Source organism: Fictibacillus enclensis (genome assembly GCF_001457035.1).
GTDB classification, from domain to species: domain Bacteria; phylum Bacillota; class Bacilli; order Bacillales; family Fictibacillaceae; genus Fictibacillus_C; species Fictibacillus_C enclensis.
In genome coordinates, this window is sequence record NZ_KQ758618.1 from 78,235 (window position 1) to 95,590 (window position 17,356).

The 17,356-nt window shown below is 44.8% G+C and carries 14 protein-coding genes; 12 read left to right on the top strand and 2 right to left on the bottom strand.

Annotated elements, in window-relative coordinates:
* Positions 1-28: 28 nt before the first annotated feature.
* Positions 29-1,381 carry a polysaccharide pyruvyl transferase family protein gene (locus AS030_RS10825; RefSeq protein WP_061972888.1) on the bottom strand — a complete coding sequence of 451 codons (1,353 nt, stop codon included), beginning with the start codon at positions 1,379-1,381 and terminating at the stop codon, positions 29-31.
* Positions 1,382-1,620: 239 nt separating this feature from the next.
* Entirely contained in the window at positions 1,621-2,646 is a 1,026-nt protein-coding gene (locus AS030_RS10830; protein WP_061971841.1) for an LCP family protein, read from the bottom strand.
* 424 nt (positions 2,647-3,070) lie between these two features.
* On the opposite strand from AS030_RS10830, the gene AS030_RS10835 reads away from it, so the two are divergent.
* The 12 genes from AS030_RS10835 to AS030_RS10890 all read left to right on the top strand — a co-directional run bounded on the left by AS030_RS10835 (position 3,071) and on the right by AS030_RS10890 (position 17,309).
* Positions 3,071-4,348 carry a glycosyltransferase gene (locus AS030_RS10835; RefSeq protein WP_061971843.1) on the top strand — a complete coding sequence of 426 codons (1,278 nt, stop codon included), beginning with the start codon at positions 3,071-3,073 and terminating at the stop codon, positions 4,346-4,348.
* A gap of 1 nt (position 4,349) precedes the next feature.
* Complete coding sequence (locus tag AS030_RS10840) at positions 4,350-5,678, top strand: flippase (protein ID WP_162264549.1); 1,329 nt, start codon at positions 4,350-4,352, stop codon at positions 5,676-5,678.
* 15 nt (positions 5,679-5,693) lie between these two features.
* The gene (locus AS030_RS10845; RefSeq protein ID WP_061971847.1) at positions 5,694-6,617 is read left to right on the top strand and encodes an NAD-dependent epimerase/dehydratase family protein; all 924 of its coding nucleotides are present in this window, start codon (positions 5,694-5,696) and stop codon (positions 6,615-6,617) included.
* Positions 6,618-6,906: 289 nt separating this feature from the next.
* Positions 6,907-7,941: a Gfo/Idh/MocA family protein gene (locus AS030_RS10850; protein WP_061971849.1), complete on the top strand. Its 1,035-nt coding sequence runs from the start codon at positions 6,907-6,909 to the stop codon at positions 7,939-7,941.
* Entirely contained in the window at positions 7,941-9,281 is a 1,341-nt protein-coding gene (locus AS030_RS10855) for a nucleotide sugar dehydrogenase (protein WP_061971851.1), read from the top strand. Before AS030_RS10850 ends, AS030_RS10855 begins: the two co-directional genes overlap by 1 nt.
* A 144-nt stretch (positions 9,282-9,425) precedes the next feature.
* Positions 9,426-10,649, top strand: coding sequence for a glycosyltransferase family 4 protein (locus AS030_RS10860; RefSeq protein WP_061971853.1), 1,224 nt, complete (start codon positions 9,426-9,428; stop codon positions 10,647-10,649).
* On the top strand, positions 10,582-11,838 hold the full coding sequence (locus AS030_RS10865; RefSeq protein WP_061971856.1) for a glycosyltransferase family 4 protein: 1,257 nt from the start codon (positions 10,582-10,584) through the stop codon (positions 11,836-11,838). The genes AS030_RS10860 and AS030_RS10865 overlap by 68 nt, the downstream gene beginning before the upstream one ends.
* A gap of 30 nt (positions 11,839-11,868) precedes the next feature.
* Positions 11,869-13,017, top strand: coding sequence for a DegT/DnrJ/EryC1/StrS family aminotransferase (locus AS030_RS10870; protein ID WP_061971858.1), 1,149 nt, complete (start codon positions 11,869-11,871; stop codon positions 13,015-13,017).
* A gap of 22 nt (positions 13,018-13,039) precedes the next feature.
* Positions 13,040-13,759 carry an acyltransferase gene (locus tag AS030_RS10875; protein WP_061971860.1) on the top strand — a complete coding sequence of 240 codons (720 nt, stop codon included), beginning with the start codon at positions 13,040-13,042 and terminating at the stop codon, positions 13,757-13,759.
* 73 nt (positions 13,760-13,832) lie between these two features.
* On the top strand, positions 13,833-15,320 hold the full coding sequence (locus tag AS030_RS10880) for an O-antigen ligase family protein (RefSeq protein ID WP_061971862.1): 1,488 nt from the start codon (positions 13,833-13,835) through the stop codon (positions 15,318-15,320).
* Between the two features lie 12 nt (positions 15,321-15,332).
* Entirely contained in the window at positions 15,333-16,001 is a 669-nt protein-coding gene (locus AS030_RS10885; RefSeq protein ID WP_061971864.1) for a hypothetical protein, read from the top strand.
* 225 nt (positions 16,002-16,226) lie between these two features.
* Positions 16,227-17,309 (top strand): glycosyltransferase family 4 protein, encoded by a 1,083-nt coding sequence (locus tag AS030_RS10890; RefSeq protein WP_061971866.1) that lies wholly within the window; start codon positions 16,227-16,229, stop codon positions 17,307-17,309.
* Positions 17,310-17,356: the final 47 nt, after the last annotated feature.

The window sequence follows — 17,356 nt, forward strand, 5'->3', positions numbered from 1 at the left end:
AAGCCAATCGGCTTTAGGGGCGTTTTTGTTATTTTACGATATCGGCGACTTTTAAGGCCAGTTTTACACTTTTTCGATTTAGTGTTCCGCGTTGCTTTTTAATGATTTTATCTTTTTCACTGATTTTGGCATTTAGTTTTTTCTTGGTTTGCTCAGCTTTGGCTTCTTCTTTGGCATTTACTTTAGGGTAATAGCTTTCCCACCGCTGAACCATTTCCTCTTTTGTGCAGCCTGTAATGGTGCCAATTGGAGGACGAACCTTAGACTGATCCATTTTGTCATCAAGCGGTACTGAAGAAGGAGTAAGGGTTTCTTTATAAATATGATCAAGATTGTTTTTGTTTAAGAAATCAATATAATGATCAAAGTTTTTGCCCTGATTTTTGGTGACCGATTGGAAATCAAGTGTTTCGACCAGGTCCATGATATTGGTTTGATCGGTAATTTCGTTGGCCATAATATGAGTAAGGTTGTGGTACTCTGCCAACTCTCTCATGCGGGCATCTTTTGGAATGAGGATGCTAGGTGTACCTGCCAGAACAGCAGCAATATTTCCATGCAGCCGGGCACCAAAGCTTAAGTCTGCCTGTTTAAGGAAATCAAACCATCCTGTAGCATTGAGAGGATAACGGACACGGTCCTCAAGATACAATGGGTGGGACATGCGGTTCGGATAGCTGTCCTTTGCGTTGGATACAGAAGGGGCGCCTACATAGGTCATCACCATTTCTTTCATCCATTGCGGAATAAAGTAATGATTTGGAAATTGGTTCATGCTTCTGTCAATAAAATCGAGCACATTCTTAGGTGAAAGGCGTGAAGAGTTGACGCTTACCATGGAATTTGGTGTAATATTTGTTTCACGTATTTTCAGCTCCCGGCCGTACGCATACATGGAAGGACAGCCAATAACTGTGTGATCGGTTCCTTCCCGGAAGCCGAGTCTTGAAAGATAGTCAGAAGTAATTTGGCCGCGCAGACCCAGAATGGATGACTTTTCCAATACCGCACTAACAAAGGCTTTTACATCTTCATCAAAAGAGAAGCCTTCATTGAGTTTTGGTTCAAATGGCGCGCGGAGGCCTACACCAATCACTACCACTGGAATCTTAAGTTTCTTGATCAATTTCGTATATTTGCGCAATGACGGAACAAAGTCCTCCCGAAACGCATCTGCCAAAGGAATAATGTACGCATCGTATTTTTCGTTGATCTCATCGGCATACTTGGGATTAAAATCATAATGGTCTGGTGTTATAGTAGTCCCCTCTGTCATTAGGGTTCGGAACACACTGTATTGATACACCAAGTTACCTACGTTTCCGCCGATCGAATTGTTGACAATAATCTGCGTTGGTTCGTAATTGTCATACGGCGCCATGCCGGCGCGAATTATGATATTTTTACTCAATTTCTAAATCCCCCTGTTTTCTATCGTTATTTTAGAATAAATTTATATCCATCTTACTTATACCCGTTCTCTACCATCTTAAAATCTTAGTGGATTAGTCGAAAAATGTCAATTGATCTCTATTTTGAAAAATAGGGGTAATAATCCAGTTATTTCAATAAACGGAAAAAGAAAAAGCTGGCCATGATTGGCCAGCTTACTTGAGCGTCTTAATTTGTAGTGCTGTCTGTGCTGCTGTTTGTATCTGTATCTGTTGTTCCTGTTCCTGAGTAGTCCAGATGTTCTTTCAATTTGTTTGAAACATCGAGTACTGATTGCTCGTCTAAGGAATAATAATAGATATTATTGATCCTTGCATCGCTGCCTTCCAGGCTCAACGATTCAATATTGTTTATTGATTTTGCGTATTTAAGGAGTGCAATCATGTTACCCAGCGTAAAGTTGGTGGACATGTTGTCTCCGACGTTTTCAATCAGCTGACCATACTTTGGAATGGACTTAATTTGTGTGGATTCTTTAATGATGGCTTCCACGATTTGTTTTTGCCTGTCGCCCCGCATGATGTCAGAGTCTGCATGCCGGGTACGGGCATAAGCAAGCGCTTCTTCAGGATTTAAGCGTTGCTTGCCGGGTTCAATGGTAATGGCTTTCGGCCGGTCCTGGCTATCCTGCTCGACAATTTTCTTTTTCACATCCACATCCACGCCGCCAAGCGTGTCTACAATTTGCAAGAAAGCATCGAAGTTAACACGTACATAGTAGTCTACTGGAAGGTTAAACAAGTGTTCCACAGTATCAACAGTCAGGTCGATGCCGCCATAGGCATGGGCATGTGTGATTTTATCTTTGTTGATCCGGCCAGGTATCTGAACGTAAGAGTCACGCGGGATGCTGACCATTTTTACTGATTTCTGTTCCCGATTGAAGGTGGCTAAGATCAGGGCATCTGTACGGTTGCCTTCAAATCCCTTTTTACCCTTCCGGTGTTTACTGTCATCAATACCTGCAATCAGAACAGAAAAGTTATCCTTGCCTGGATCAATAGCATTGAGACGAAGATTCGATTTTTCTCCCCGTGAAAGCGTCTCTTGCGCTTTTGATGAAGCATTCGCTAATTTATAGGTTAAATAAGATCCGAAACCGACTGTTCCTAAAAGGATAAGAATCAGTGGAAAGACGATAAATTTAATGCGTCTTTTTTTCTGCTTCTTTTTCCGCATTTGTTGACGGTCCATCTATTAAATTCTCCTTTTTGTCTCTTCTTTTATCTATATGAGTTAATATTTTGGTTCGTTTTTACTGCTGGAACAACAGAGTATCTTCTCGTCCTTGTCGAATACCCTCGACATAAGGAACGTAAATTTATGGAAGCATACAATAAAGATACCTTTAAAGTTGTGTAAATTCAATAAAAAAATTATAAAGAATATTACATTTTAATGAAGAATAAGGGAGCTGTAAAGCCTTATTCCGCATTATTTTACAAAAGTTTCATAATAAATTTAAGGTGCGTTAACAATCAACCCCTATCATAAGAACTCAGGCCGCTTTATGGAAAGTTAAGGTTTCACAAAAGAAAATGGCCTTCGAAAGATTAAGTGAACGGCCTTATACGGGCCAGTTTTGGAAAGAATGAAAAGAGCAGCAAGGATACCAAGGATGGTGAACACATTGCAAAACGTGAAGGAAACAGCAAGAAAGCACATGATTCTTATAACCAACCGTTATCCCTATCTGCCCGGGGAGCAGTTCTTGGAAACTGAAATGAAGTATATGGTGAACCTATTTGAAAAAATAGATATTGCTTCAGTCAATGGCAGTGGTGAAAAGCGTATGGTACCTGATCCTATTCAGCTGCATTCCATACCGGGAAGACCGGGAGGCACAAAAAAGTATATTCATACCTTTTACAGTGTAACCGCCGACCCCCAGGGACGCCGCTGGCTTTCAGCGGAGCTACCGAAGGCCAGGGCTTTTGGAAGCAAAGGATTGATGCAGCTGGCCAATTGGCTCAGTCACGCTCTCAGGATCCGTGACGAAATAAAGAAAAAATGGCTCGATGATCCCGGCTTTGCCATAAATGATGCCGTGTTTTATTCCTACTGGCTGACGCCGGCCGCAGTGGCGCTGGCCATGCTGAAGGAAACCTATCCGGAACTTCTCGCCGTCTCACGGGCTCACGGCGGGGATGTATATGATTACAGGCATTCACCTCCTTATCTTCCATTTCAGGAAAGAGTGATTAACGCGTTAAATTCCGTGAGCATGATTTCCGAGGATGGGAAACGATTTTTGGAAGGCAAGTATTCCGGTGCAGGAGCGAATCTTCTTGTTCACCGTTTGGGTACAGAAAAACCAGGATTTACGTCTTCTCCATCCACCGATGGGATCTTGCGGATTGTAACCTGTTCGTATGTGAAGCCTGTGAAACGACTGGACCTGCTTGTAGATGCTTTAAAGCAGACAACCATTCCGATCCATTGGACCCATATAGGGGATGGGGAGGATCGTGAAAAGCTGGAAAGAAAAGCAAAGGAAGAGCTGGATGGCCGGATTGCCATTGATTTCAAGGGGCACTGGACCCAGCAGCAAATCTTTGAATTTTACCGAACCAGCCCCGTGGACCTTTTTGTTAATGTCAGTGCGAGTGAAGGAATACCGGTGACCATTATGGAAGCATTCAGTACAGGAATACCTGTCATTGCGACGGATGTTGGCGGAGTGAGGGAGCTGGTCGATGAGAGCAACGGCTTCTTGATTCCATCTGATGTCTCTGCAGAGGAACTTGCGGGTTATATCGAGAAATTTGCAGCTTTGCCCGTTGAGCAAAAACAAACCTATCGTGAGCATGCATATGGTAAATGGGAACAGGAATACAATGCTCAAAAGAATTACCACAGCTTTTTAATGAGTGTAAAGAATGGGAGCGGTTCTTGATATGAGCGACGACAACCGAAGCTTTGTCAGAAACAGTTTCTTAACGTTTTCCAGACAGGTGACCAATATCGTAATCGGCATTCTCCTGCTGGTAGTGCTTGCCCGGATTCTGGGACCTGCGGGGCAGGGGAAATACTCGCTGATCACCCTTCTTCCTACGGTATTGCTCACCTTTTTGACCCTGGGCATCAACACCTCCACCATTTATTACATCAGTAAAGGGGAGGTTAAGCTAAATACTGTCTATAACAACAATATTATCATCGGCACATTGCTGAGCCTTGTCAGCATAGGGCTTGGAGCGGTCGTCATCTTCTTTTTTTCCGAAAAGTTCTTTAATGAGACACCGCATGTTCTCTTGTACTTGTGCCTGCTTGCCCTGCCATTCATGTTTTTGCGTGAATATTTTCAGACGGTCTTTCAGGGATTGCAGGATTTTAAGCTGTTCAATACCGCGATGGTGGTGAACCAGCTTGGCATATTGGCCTTTGTTGCTGTATTTGTGCTGATCTTCAGACTTGGTCTGGAAGGAGCAATCCTGGCGTTTATTGCAGGGAACTTGATTAACGTTGTTTATATGGTCTATCAGCTGAAAAAAAGGCATAAATTGCGCTTTGATTTTCGGGGATTCTCATGGGAGTACCTCCGAAAATCCGTTAAATATGGATTGAAGGCGCATATCAGTAACTTTGCGAGTTTTCTGAACTACCGCATTGTTATCTTTCTTATCGGTTTCTTCATGGTGGATTCGGCAGTGGGGATTTATGTCACCGCGATGAATATCGGGGAAAGACTTGCTATTTTTGCAGCATCGGTGTCAAATGTCCTTTACCCTAAAATTGCCGCCATCGAAACCGAAGAAGAACGAAACCATCTGACCTCGCTGGTGTCACGGAATATTTTAGCGATTACGTTTGTGATTGCATTGGCCGGTACACTCATCGCAAAGGATCTGATCGTCACATTGTTTGGCGAGCAATATGAAAATAGTGCAAATTTGCTGCGGATCATCTTGCCGGGTGTAGCGTTGCTTTCGGTTGAAAAGATATTGTCCAACGACATCGCGGGTAGAGGAAAGCCGGAGTTAAACATGTATCTGTCCATTTTTAATGTGCTGTTTAATTTGCTGCTGAACGTTGTCCTTATACCGAAGTATGGTCTTAACGGTGCAGCGCTTTCGGCGACCATTACCTATTTTGTCAGTTTTGTGGTCAAGATTTTTCTCTACAAGAAAGTCACGAACGAACCATATCACCGCTTTTTGCTCGTAAAGAAAAGCGATTTGCGGCTCTATAAGAATGTCATTCGCAAACTAAAACTCAGGTATTAGCAGGGGGAACAGCGCATGAATGTATTGATAACAGGCGGTGCCGGTTTTGTAGGCACTTTTACGAAAAAGGCATTGAAAAATGAAGGGTACAACCCGATTCTGCTGGATAATTTTCTGACAGGCAGCACATCCAATGTCCAAATGGATGATGTGATCATTGAAGGCGATATTTTGGATTCCTCACTAAATGAGGTGCTTGAACCTTACGGGATTGATGCCATCATCCATCTGGCTGCCCAGACCAGTGTGCCGTCTTCTGTAGTCGATCCGGTGAACGACTTGCAATTGAACATTGAGGGAACGGTCCGGATTCTGGAATTGGCCCGTTCGCTTTCAGTAAAGAAGTTTGTCTTTGCCTCCACAGCAGCGGTTTATGGAAACAATGAACAAGTGCCGCTCAAAGAAAGTGAACATCTAATGCCAACCGCTCCGTATGGCGTCTCCAAGGCTTCCTGCGAGATGTATGTTTCGGCTTTTTGTGAGGCGAATGGTATTGGCTATTCCATTCTTCGCTATTCCAATATTTATGGCCCGAAGCAAACAAAGGACGGGGAAGGCGGAGTCATTAAAATCTTTTTGGATAAACTGCTCAACGGGGAGCAAGTGTCCATTTTTGGAGACGGAGGACAGACCCGAGACTTTATTTTTGTAGAAGACATTGCACGTGCCAATTGTGCTGCATTGCGGGTGGAAAACGGGATTTACAATGTAAGCTCCAATGAGGAAATTACCGTGAATGAGCTGTACCGGATTATGGCGAGGGAGATGGGCAGTCCGCTTGAGCCGGTTTATGGCGAGCCGCGTGAAGGGGATATTTACCGCAGTTGTCTGGACAATCAAGTGTTCATGGGCATTTCCGGCTGGAAACCCGAAATATCGCTGACCGAAGGGATTCGGGAAACGGTCAGACAAATGCAACGCGCCGAGAATTTAACATAATTGAATACAAGGCAAGAATATATATATAGCACTCTTCTTTTTTAGGAGGGTGCTTTTTCATATGCAATTCGAGATAAGAGTACCGATTAATTTCTGTTTATTAAGAATATGTAAATCCCGAATCGCAGACAGCGTAAGCCTTTGAAGAAAAAGGCCGTAAAAACGGCGCGTTTTTGTAAATCGGCTTAACAATCTCTTAACCGAGAATTTACCTGAATTTGCTTGGAAATACTATAAAATGAACGAAGAAATCTAGTGAAAAGCAAGCCAGAATGAAGGAGTTTTGTCGATGCTTAATTTTGCAATTGTAGGATGCGGTCATATAGCGAAAAAACATGCAGAAGCCATTGAACGGGCAGAAGGAGCAGCACTTATCGCTGTCTGCGACACCATCCCGGAAAATATGGAATTCTACAGAGATACGTATAATGCCAGAACATACACGAATTATACGGAAATGCTGGGCAACAAGGATATAGATGTCATCAACATTTGCACACCAAGCGGCTTTCACGCGTCATTGGTCGTTCAGGGAGCAGAAGCGAAAAAACATATTGTCGTAGAAAAGCCCATTGCTCTTTTATTGAACGATACAAATGCAATGATTGAAGCGTGTGAACAGAATGGCGTAAAACTTGCAGTCGTTCATCCGAACCGGTTCCGTCCGGCAATGAAGAAGCTGAAGGAAGTAATCGAGAGCGGGAAGCTTGGCAAAATCAGCCACGTGAACGCTACTGTCCGGTGGAATAGAAACCAGGCTTACTATGACCAGGCTCCCTGGAGAGGAACAAAAGGGCTGGACGGCGGTGTTCTAATGAACCAGGCGATTCATAACCTGGATTTAATGCTCTGGATGATGGGTGATGTTCATGAGGTATTCAGCATGAGCGCAACCCGCATTCGTGACATAGAAGCAGAAGATGTGTGCACCGGTCTCGTCAGGTTTACGAGCGGGGCACTGGGTGTGATCGAAACAGCCACCACCATTTATCCAAAAAACTTTGAAGAATCCCTCGCCATCTTCGGCGAAAAGGGAAGCATCAAAATTGGCGGACCAACCGCAGTCAACGTGGAACACTGGGTGGTCGAAGGAACAACTGAACTAGAAACAGAGGAACTTATGAAATCCATTAAGGCAGACCCATTTGGAAAGCCGGGCCATCAATGCATCATCGAGGATATGGTCGAAGCGGTTCAAGAGAACCGTGAACCCATTGTAACGGGTGAGGACGGCAAGAAAGCACTGGAGCTGGTCCTCGCATTGTATGAATCATCCGAAAGCAATCAGCCGGTAAAAATGCAACCTCAGGAGGTTTTAAACTAATGGAAACCCTACAGCGAACACAACGGGATGTAACACAGCAATTGCTGAACAAGATTCAAACAAAAGAAGCAGTCATCGGAGTGGTTGGACTTGGCTATGTGGGACTTCCACTCGCTGTTGAAAAAGCGAAGGCAGGGTATAAGGTCATTGGTTTTGATGTCCAGGAAAGCCGCGTTGACATGGTGAACGACGGCATTAATTATATTGGAGACGTTGTGGATGAGGAACTGGCAATGCTCACTTCCACGAAGCAGATCCGGGCGACCACCGACTATTCACTGATCGCAGAAGTGGATGCAGTTGCTATCTGCGTTCCAACACCGCTTGATATTTATCGCCAGCCTGATACATCCTATGTAGAAAGCTCAGGCAAAGAAATTGCGAAGTTCCTCCACGAAGGCATGCTCATTGTGCTTGAGAGCACAACCTATCCGGGTACAACGGAGGAATTGCTTCGCCCGATTCTTGAGTCTTCCGGATTTACGTGCGGAAAAGAATTTCATCTCGCTTATTCTCCGGAACGGGTGGATCCGGGCAATAAAGTGTTTAATACAAAAAACACACCAAAAGTTGTCGGCGGTGTAACCCCGGCTTGTACTAAAGTTGCTTCCGCTCTTTACCGGGCAGTGCTGGAAGGCGAAGTTCATGAAGTAAGCAGCCCTTCTGTTGCCGAAATGGAAAAAATTCTTGAGAACACCTTCCGAAATATCAATATCGGCCTGGCAAACGAAATGGCCATCCTGTGCGACAAAATGAACATCAACGTATGGGAAGTGATTGATGCAGCGAAAACAAAGCCATACGGTTTCATGGCCTTTTATCCGGGACCAGGACTTGGCGGACACTGCATTCCAATCGATCCATTCTACCTTACCTGGAAGGCGCGTGAGTACAACTATCATACCCGCCTGATCGAAACTGCTGGAGAAATCAACAACAGCATGGCCGACTTTGTACTCGAGCGAAGCATGAAGATTCTCAATCAGGAAAAGAAAGCCATGAATGGTGCCAACATTGTCATCCTCGGGGTTGCCTACAAAAAGGATATTGAGGATATGAGGGAATCACCGGTTATTCCGATTCTTGAAAAGCTTGATACAGCGGGCGCCCGGTTTACGGTAGTTGATCCTCACGTCAAAACCTTCCGCTACATGGGAGGCATTGTCGAAACACACGAGCTGTCCAAAGAGGTGCTGGAGAATGCCGATCTTGTTCTCCTGACAACCGACCACAGCGCATTTGATTATGAACTCATCGCTGAACACAGCCCGGTGCTGTTTGATACAAGAAACGCGATGAAAGAACTCTCTTCCAAAGTAAAATCGTACCACCTGCTATAAAAATACTTTAGGAACATTTGCGTAAAGAACCTACTCCTAAGTGAAACAAGGTTACGAAAACAGTCACAAAAGAAAAAACCAGGCCCATCCGGTCTGGTTTTCCATACCAATGGTAAACTCACAAACTGAAGGTAGTGAACCACCGTGAAAATCTGTCATTTAACTTCTGTTCATCCCGCAGATGATATCCGTATTTTTGTAAAAGAATGCCGGTCGCTTGCGCTTGCGGGACACGATGTATATTTAGTAGCTCCCAATACCGAAAATAAAATCATAGATAATGTAAAAGTAGTTGGCATAACGTCAGCCTCAGGCAACCGTTATAAGCGTATGGTGGATGCGGCAAAATCAGTTTACAGAGCGGCCATTGAGATTGATGCAGAGGTGTATCACTTTCATGATCCCGAGCTCATGGTCATTGGCCTTCTTCTGAAAAGAAAAGGCAAAAAGGTAATCTACGACGTTCATGAAGATGTACCGGAACAGGTATTGTCCAAGCAGTGGATTCCAAAGCCGCTCAGAAAAAATATCTCGGTATCGGTCAGAAGGATGGAAAAATTCGCAGCAGCTAAATTTGATGCCGTCGTAACCGCAACACCTACCATTACCAAACGCTTCAAAACCTATAATGCGAATACGGTGACGGTTCACAACTTTCCGATCTTGCAAGAACTGATAGAAAACTCGCCTAGGGCAGACCGTAACAGAAGAAAAGATAACAGCTTTCTGTATATTGGCGGAATTACTGAGCTTCGCGGGATAAAGGAAATGGTGCTTGCCATTGAATTCCTCAATGGCCGGGGAGATGAAGGAAAATTGGTTCTGGCTGGGAAGTTTGCTCCTCCAGCTTTGGAACAAGAAATGAAGCAGAAGGATGGATGGCAGCATGTTGACCATAAAGGATGGCTTGGAAGAAGCGAGGTAAAAGACGTTCTTTCCCAATCCACCGCAGGCCTAGTTTTGATTCGGCCTGAGCCGCGCTACATGGTGTCGTATCCGATTAAATTGTTTGAATACATGGCTGCCGGTATTCCGTCCATCGCTTCCAACTTTCCGTTATGGGAGGATTTCGTCATCGGCAACAAATGCGGATTATGTGTGGATCCGCTGGATGCTGAGGCAATAGCCAATGCGATGAAATGGCTGATGGATCATCCGGAGGAAGCAAGGCAGATGGGCGAGAACGGAAGAAAAGCGGTCATCGAGAAATACAACTGGGAAAAAGAAAGCCAGGAACTGGTTGCGTTATATGAGAGGCTGGCAGGAGCCGGCAACAGGTCTTTAATATGGAGTGAGTCAGATGAAGGTATGGATTTTAAATCACGTAGCGTTAAAACCGTCGGAAACAGGAATAACCAGACACTATGACATTGCTCATGAACTGGTAAAAAAAGACCATAAAATCAGGATTTTCGCAAGCAGCTTTCTGGCTTACCGGTTTGTGTGGAGAAACAAGCACAAGAAAAATTACAAAGAAAATGTGAATGGCGTCATTTTTGAGTGGCTGTGGACTCTTCCTTACCAAGGGAACGGAGTTATGCGGATTTTGAACATGATCTCGTTCTTCTTCATGGCCCTGTGGAGAGGGATGATGAAGAAGGAACGGCCTGACGCCATTGTGGGATCCTCGGTTCACTTGTTTGCCTGCCTGGCTGCCTATTATTTAAGCCGGTGGAAAAAAGCTTCTTACATTGTAGAGATCAGAGATTTATGGCCAAGAACCTTAATTGAGCTCGGATCCATGTCAAAATACCATCCAGCTGTTCTCATGTTCGGAGCGATTGAAAAGTTCGTATATAAACGAGCAGATCAAATCATCGTCACACTGCCGGGAGCCGCAGAATATATCAAGGAAATGGGTGTGGACGAGAGCATCATCCATGTGATTCCAAATGGCATCAATATGGATCGTATGGAAGAAAAGGAAGGCAATAGCTCTCTTCGCGAAGAAATTGAGAGTATTAAAGAAAAGCACGGGCAGGTCGCCATGTATGTGGGTTCCCATGGGGTGGCGAACTCCCTGGAAACCGTCGTAAAGAGCGCGAAGTTCATTCCGACAGACCAGGCAGCTTTTGTACTTGTGGGAGACGGGCCGGAAAAAGACAAGTTGAAGAAGCTGGCAAGTGAATATCCGCATGTCTACTTTTTTGATGGCATTCCTAAAAAGGAAGTCATGCCAACGCTTGACCTTGCGGATGTTCTTCTGGTTTCCATGCTGGACACCACACTCTATAAATACGGGATTTCCCTTAATAAGCTGAACGACTACCTTTTGGTCGGAAAGCCGATCCTTTTTGCAGGCAATGTATCCAATGATATCGTAGCCGAAGCAAAAGCGGGGGTAACTGTACCTCCCGAAAAGCCGGGAGCGTTTGCTGACGGGCTGGTTGAACTGCTTCACCTGAGTGGGGAAGAAAAATCGGAAATTGCCCGCAGCAGCTACCGGTATGTGAACGACAAACATAACATCACAAAGCTGGCAGACCGTTTCCTGGATATTTGCGCTTATCGCGAACGTAAAGCGGAAACTCCGTCGTACCAGTTTTCAAGAAACTAAGCCAATACTACAAAGAAAGAGGGATCATGAATGAAAGTGCCAATGCTTGATTTATCAGAGCAATATCAGTCATTGAAAGAGGAGATTTTTGCAAGCCTGGAGGAAATCATGTCAGGGTCTCGTTTCATCCTAGGGGACAATGTAAAAAAACTGGAGCAGGATGTTGCGGATTTCAGCTCTGCAAAATACGGAGTCGGGGTAGCGAACGGAAGTGATGCCCTTCATATCTCCCTGCTTGGATGCGGAGTGAAAGCAGGGGATGAAGTCATCGTACCCGCTTTCACCTTTTTTGCCACTGCAGGAGCAGTAGCAAGAGCTGGTGCAGTACCTGTATTCGTGGACATCGATCCAAAAACGTACAATATTGATCCGGCGAAAATCGAAGCAGCAGTTACTGAAAAAACGAAGGCCATCATACCAGTACACTTGTACGGACAGATGGCGGACATGGGACCAATCGCTGAAATCGCCAAAAAGCATAACCTGGCGATCATTGAAGATGCAGCACAAGCCATCGGTTCCAAATACAAAGGAAAAAATGTTGGAGAACTTGGCACGACGGCAACTTACAGCTTTTTCCCAACAAAGAATCTGGGAGGCTATGGAGACGGTGGCATGATCATAACAAATGATGACGACATTGCTGAAACCATGCGTGTGATTCGTGTCCACGGCAGCAAACCGAAATACTATCATCATATTTTAGGCTACAACAGCCGTCTGGATGAACTTCAAGCCGGCATTTTGAATGTGAAGTTTCCTCATTTAAATACATGGAGCGAAGCACGCCGCGAAAAAGCCGCAGTATATACTGAATTGCTGAACGAAAAGCTTGGGGATCTGGTTGTAACGCCTTTTGTGGAAGAACACAACTACCATGTTTTCCACCAATATACGATTCAGGTGCCTGACCGCAGCGGTTTGCAGGAATTTTTGAAAGAGAAGGGCATCGGTTCGATGATTTATTATCCAAAGCCGCTTCACCTTCAGCCTGTATTCAGTGAGCTTGGTTACAAGGAAGGCGACCTGCCTGAAACCGAAAAAGCAGCCGAAACCGTATTGTCTCTTCCTATGTTTCCGGAATTGAAAAGAGAGCAGCAGGAGTATGTGGTCGAACAGATCGCAGCTTATTTCAGCAACCATCCTGCCAAAGCAAAAAAAGAAACATCTTACGCATAATAAAGGCCTAGGTGAAAAAGAGGTGAATCCATTGACAGTGTGCCAGGGAAGAAACGTTGTAATCGGAGAACATGTACAGCTCGGGGAGAATGTGATGATCGGGCATAACGTCGTCATTTATGACGGAGTTACAATCGGCGATAACTGCATCATCCAGGACAATGCCGTGATCGGCAAACAGCCGGCACGTGCAAAGAATTCGGCTTTGCCGGAGTTAAAAACCTTGCCGCCTGCACAAATCGGTTCAGGTGTAACGATTGGAACCAATTCTATCATTTATGCCAGTGCGGAACTTGGGGATGATGTTTTTGTTGCTGATCTCGCAACCGTGCGCGAGCGGGTAACGGTGGGTGAAAAAACGATTATAGGGCGCGGAGCCGCCGTTGAAAATGACTGTGTGATCGGTGTGAAATGCAAGATTGAAACCAATGCCTACATTACGGCTTATTCGGAATTGGAAGATCTGGTTTTTATCGCCCCGGCGGTCGTTACGACCAATGATAACTATATGGCCCGTTCAAAGGAACGTTTTAAGCATTTTAAAGGGGTTACCGTGAAAAAAGGAGGAAGAATTGGGGCCAACTCAACCATTCTTCCTGGGAAGGTAATCGGACAGGAAGCAGCAGTTGCTGCCGGGAGCCTCGTGACCAAAGATGTGGAAAGCGAAAACCTGGTAGCCGGACATCCGGCCAGGAAGTTCCGGTCGGTACCTGAAGATCAGCTGCTCAAAAACCAAGTGTAACCTTCTGCAGTGTTTTCCTCAACCACAGCCAGGAACACACAACTTTGGAGGAAGGCGAGGAGAGGGGAAATAAATGCCGGATTTGCGTAATATTCTTGAATCAAAAATAACTCAAGTCATCCTTGCGCTTCTGTTTGCGGTGTTTGCAGGCAACTGGCTGCTGGGCAAAGTACCTGTCCAGTCACCGGTTCTGCTTTCAGGCGCGCTTGTGGGCTACATCATACTCATTGCCGTTTTTCTTGCAGCCAGACCGGTCATCCAGGAGATTCCTTTTACAACACTGCTGCTTTATCTCCTGGTTTTCACTTCCTTTCTGGGAGCCGGAATTCTCAGCATCCCGGCCGGCCCGGTCACCATGTTTCCGTACAGGATGCTGTATATGGTCATGGTGCCTGTTTTCCTTTACCTCGCTCTCTTTCAAAAGGAAGGACTGCAATGGGACAAGGTGAAAATCAAGCCGGCTTTGTATTTTCACTTGTTTTGGGTGCTGTATGCCCTGTTTTCATTAAGTTGGACACGCTCTTTTTCCATGGGGGCCGTTGATCTGATCTTTCTCGTCATTGGTATTTCCCTTATCTTTTTCATGGTATTTCTCCTGAATAAAGAAGAGGAATATATACATGTGTACTGGATCTGGCTCGTGATGTTTGCCGTACTGACGGTTATCGGGCTCTGGAACCATATAACACACAACCATCTCGCCATCTCAAGAATCAATCAGGTGGCAGAGTATCAAAAGGGAATTCCGACATCTGTGTTTGTGAACGAAAACGATTTTGCCAGTTTTCTCTCTGTCAGTTTTTTTCTGACCCTGGCCTTTGTGCACCGCACAAAATCATGGCAGTTGAAAGCAGCAGGCGGAGCGGTGATGCTTGTTTCTCTTTATGTACTTGTTTACACGTCATCCCGGGCAAATTTTATTGCCATCCCACTGGGGCTGTTCTTCTGGTTTGTTTTTTTAACGAACCGGAACGTCAAAAAAGTTCTGATCCTGCTTGGGGCAGCGGGGGGAGCTGCTTTGGCCATGGTGTACCCGTCCAAGCTTATGGCTGCTGTTTCAAAAGTAGAAGGCATGCTGGTGTCCCTCTTGACCACCAATGCTCCGGAAGCAGAAATCACCTCGGTGGATATCCGGTCCAACCTGATCAAAAACGGATGGTTATTTTTTGAGAAAAGCTTTGGATTTGGAATTGGTTCAGGAAACGCCAAATACTATCTGATGCATTTTGCCGAATACCCGACAAAGGGAATCATAAACGTCCATAACTGGTGGATGGAAATCCTGGTCAATTACGGCGCCTTGATTTTTATTGGGTATGTGCTTTTGTATTTGTGGGTCGTCCTGCAGCTTTTCCGCATTTTTAGACAATCTCATACCCGCTATGAAAAAATGATCAGTGAAGGGCTTCTTGGCGGCATGATCGCTTTTTCGCTTTCCTGCATCAGCCCAAGCTCACAAATATCATTAAACTATCTTTGGCTTCTCTTCGCATTCTCCTTGAGTTTCATTAATTACTGGAGAGTGAAACAAAATGAGGAGTCATATCGACCAATGAAGTAAGGGAGTAAGTGTATGGACAAGGAAATGAAAGAAATTACAGAAAGCATCTGGCACCGATTTAAAAAGTTCTTTATTTTATTGCTGCTGATACCGATATTAACCACTGTGATTGCTTATTTTTTAGCGTCCAGGGAACCCGGCACTTCCCAGGCCGATGCCAAAATAAAACTGGGATCTGCAGAAAATTCAACGCTGAATACCCCAGACAGTGCGAAAGAGTATCTTTTGAGTAATGAGTTTCTTCGGTCGGTCAAGGGCTTGAGCAAGGATGAGGAAAAGGAGCTGAAAGAAAAGCTTCAGGTGGTGCCTGAAACCGACACCATCATTACTCTGAGCTTGAGTGATGAGAATAAAAACAAAGCAAAAACCCAGTTGAAGTCTGTTGTAAAAGCCTTTATGAACGAGAGCGGCAATCAGTCTGAAAAATGGAGAACAACCCTTGATCATCAGATTAAAAAGGTGGAGGGAACCGAGGTTTCAGGCGAAGGCACCATCAAAAAAGAAGAATATCTGTTTGATCTCAAAACAAGAATGCTAAAAATAAAAGATCCGAAACTGCTTGAAAAAGTAGATACAACAGACACGAATGCCAATCCGAAACGAAAAGCTATACTAGGTCTCCTGGTGGGATTAATTCTCAGTGCTTCACTGCTCCTGCTTCCAGAAATTTTTAAAAAGTAGCGTTAATTCTCTCATTTGGTGGAATAAAGAAGAGATGGCTAAACGAAAAAGCCAGGGATGAAGCAGGACTCAAAACTGTAAGCATAGTTTTACTTTTGTTTATGGCCGTTTCGAGATATAATTTCTGAAGAGATGAATGCGAATTTTCATGGGGCGTTGTTGGGCAACATAAGCAGGGTGGAACTTGCTTAAAATCCATTGAAGAGTTAAAAAAAGAGGGATAACATGAATGTTCAATTGATCATTGCTGCGGTGGTGTCATTCGCAGTGGTCGCAATCGCCATGCCGTTCATTATCAAACTGGCGATTCGGCTGGGTGTGACGGACAAACCAAATCAACGAAAAGTTCACGATAAAATAATGCCCCGCTGGGGAGGAGTTGGGATCTTCCTCGGAGTGGTAGTTGGATATTTTGTCTCGGGCCTGTATGAAATGCAGCTAACCGGGATCATTGTTGGCGCTGTTCTTATTGTCATGATTGGCATGATTGACGATAAATTTGAGTTAAGCGCTCGAGTGAAGCTGGTCGGCCAGATTTTTGCCGCCCTTCTGGTTGCCTCTACCGGGTTAACCATTGAATTAATAACCATACCTTTTGTTGGTACATTTCATTTAGGTCCATGGGCATACATCACAACGATTTTCTGGATCATTGCCATCACCAATGCCATCAATCTGATCGATGGGCTGGATGGCCTTGCAGGAGGCGTGTCCATCATTGTAATGATCACCATTGCGATCATGGCCGGATTAAACGGAAACATGATGATCCTTACATTGGCATTGATCATCGCTGCTTCAACGGCAGGTTTCCTGATGTACAACTTCAGCCCGGCTAAAATATTCATGGGGGATGCAGGTTCTCTGTTTCTCGGCTACTCCATTTCCATTCTATCCTTGCTGGGATTGTACAAAAGCGTCACGCTTTTCAGTTTTGTCGTACCTATTATCATACTTGGTGTTCCGGTGTTTGATACATCCTTTGCCATTATCCGAAGAATGGCAAACAAAACGCCGATTTCCGCTCCGGATAAAGGACATCTGCATCATCGTCTGATGAACCTGGGATGGTCGCACCGAAAAACCGTGCTGGTTATCTATGCACTCAGCATCATTTTCAGCGTAGCCGCCGTAGTTTTTGAATCCAGTACGTTATGGGGCTCTGTGGTGATTGTTATCGGTTTGCTGCTCATGCTCGAAGTAATTGCCGAAATCATCGGTCTCGTGCATCATAAATACCGCCCGGTGCTGTACCTGTACAAGAAATTTATCGGAACCATGCAGGTAAACAGTCCGGATAAAGACTAACAGCAAAATAACCTACGAAAGTGCCAGGCCATTACAAGAGCCTGGCA